Origin of the sequence: Candidatus Oleimmundimicrobium sp. (assembly GCF_030651595.1) — a bacterium.
Lineage (GTDB): Bacteria > Actinomycetota > Aquicultoria > UBA3085 > Oleimmundimicrobiaceae > JAUSCH01.
In genome coordinates this window covers 1-2226 of the sequence record NZ_JAUSCH010000119.1, presented here as the reverse complement: position 1 = coordinate 2226, position 2226 = coordinate 1, and the positions used below count along the sequence as shown (strand labels likewise).

Here is a 2226-nt window from a genome sequence, read left to right as displayed (position 1 = left end):
AAGGCCAAGCGCGTGGCGCAGGAATCGCGCGAAGACAAATCCAAGCAGAAGGTTCTGGAGAAGGAACTGGAATGGATCCGCACCGGCACCAAGGCCCGTCAGGCGAAGCAGAAAGCCCGGATCAACGCCTATAACGAGATGGCGAACAAGTCCGAGAAGGAACGGATCACCAACGCCCAGATCATCATCCCCAACGGGCCCCGCCTTGGCAGCAAGGTGATCGAGGTGAGCGGCCTGAAAAAGGCCATGGGTGACAAGTTGCTGATCGAGGATCTGTCCTTCGCCCTGCCGCCGGGCGGCATCGTCGGCGTGATCGGCCCCAACGGCGCGGGCATATCGTCACTGTTTCGCATGCTCACCGGCCAGTTGGAGCCTGACGCCGGCAGCGTCACCTATGGCGACACGGTGAAGCTGTCCTATGTCGATCAGTCGCGCGACGCGCTGGACTCCAATGCCACTGTATGGGAGGAAATCTCGGGCGGGGCGGAACTGATCGCCCTTGGCGATGCGACGATGAACAGCCGCGCCTATTGCTCGGCGTTCAACTTCAAGGGCAGCGACCAGCAGAAGAAGGTGGGGCAACTTTCGGGCGGCGAGCGCAACCGTGTGCATATGGCGAAACTGCTAAAGGCAGGCGGAAACGTGTTGCTGCTCGATGAGCCCACCAACGACCTTGACGTGGAAACCCTTCAGGCGCTCGAAGCCGCGCTCGACGATTTCGCGGGCTGCGCGGTGATCATCTCGCACGACCGCTTCTTCCTTGACCGGCTTTGCACCCATATCCTGGCCTTCGAGGGCGAGGCCCATGTCGAATGGTTCGAAGGCAACTTCGAGGCCTATGAGGAAGACAAGATCCGCCGCCTCGGCCCGGATTCGGTAGAGCCGAAGCGGGTAAAGTACAAGAAATTCACCCGGTGACCTCAAGGCCGGCTCTTCCGCCCGCGCTTCGGTCAACCGGCCACACACCCGACCTGCCCCCCTCCCGGGGGGCCTGACTGTTTTCTGTCCCCACACATGCCCAGGGGCTGCCGGCGCTCTTGAATGGGCCGGGCTGCGGCAGCGCCGCCAGACCCGGCGTCAAGTCCTGACAAACGGTTAATCCCCACCACCAACCCATTGAAAACACTCAATCCATGACCTGTCCCATGCCCGGGACACCGCCCACCGCCCCGCCTTCGGTAGACATCCCCCCCGATCCGCGCTAGCACTCCTTGCGAACGAAAGCTCTGTATCGCTAGCCCGCCCATGAACATCATCTGTATCGGCCTGCCCAAAACCGGCACCACCTCGCTGCACAACGCGCTGAAATACCTCGGCTACACCAGCGTGCATTTCGCCAATGACCCCGTCACCGTTGATCAGCTCCGACGCGGAGACTACCGGCTCAAGGTGCTGGAAGAGCACGACGCGATCTCGGATATTCCGGTCCCGGTGATCTTCCCGCAGCTTGATACCGCCTTCCCCGGCGCGAAATTCATCGAAACCCACCGACCGGTTGAAAGCTGGATCAGGTCGCAGCAGGACGCGCCCTTCAACAGCGCCCCCCCCAAACCCGGCCACCCGCGCGATTTCTACCGCGCCATGATCTACGGCGTGACCTGTTTCAACGAGGAACGCTTCCGCTACATCCATGCCGAACACACCCGCCGCGTCGAACATTACTTCGCGGAACGCCCGCAAGACCTGCTGACCATGGACCTCACCAAGGGCCACGGCTGGGCCGAGCTCTGCGCCTTTCTCGGCAAGCCGGAACCGGCCATCCCCTTCCCGCGCAAGAACGTGAAGCCGAAAAATCCTGCGGCCTGAGGGCCCCTTCCCTTTACCCTCCCAAGCCCGTATAGCCCCCTGCTGAACACACGGGAGGCTCCGATGCAGGGCAGCGCCAATCTCAATCTGATGATCAAGGCCGCGCGCAAGGCCGGGCGCGGGCTGGTCAAGGATTTCCGCGAGGTCGAGCAGTTGCAGGTCTCCTCCAAGGGGCCCGGCGATTTCGTTTCCCGCGCCGACCGCGCCGCCGAGGAATCGCTGCGCACGGACCTGATGGCCGCGCGCCCCACCTATGGCTGGCTGGGCGAGGAGACCGGCGCGGCCCCGGGCCAGGACCCCACGCGCCGCTGGCTGGTCGACCCGCTCGACGGCACCACCAATTTCCTGCACGGATTGCCGCACTGGGCGGTGTCGATCGCGCTGGAACACAAGGGCGAGGTGATCTCGGCGGTGGTGTTC

At 63.4% G+C, this 2226-nt stretch carries 3 protein-coding genes; all 3 read left to right on the top strand.

Annotated features, from left to right (window positions below):
• The coding region (locus Q7U95_RS06830; protein WP_308753041.1) for an ATP-binding cassette domain-containing protein at positions 1-918 on the top strand (918 nt) is incomplete at its 5' end.
• Positions 919-1245: 327 nt separating this feature from the next.
• The gene (locus Q7U95_RS06825; RefSeq protein WP_308753039.1) at positions 1246-1806 is read left to right on the top strand and encodes a sulfotransferase; all 561 of its coding nucleotides are present in this window, start codon (positions 1246-1248) and stop codon (positions 1804-1806) included.
• Positions 1807-1869: 63 nt separating this feature from the next.
• The coding region (locus tag Q7U95_RS06820) for an inositol monophosphatase family protein (RefSeq protein WP_308753037.1) at positions 1870-2226 on the top strand (357 nt) is incomplete at its 3' end.

Coding starts and splice junctions, on each gene's coding strand:
- Q7U95_RS06825 (WP_308753039.1), top strand. CDS start 1,246: ATGAACATCATCTGTATCGGCCTGCCCAAAACCGGCACCACCTCGCTG.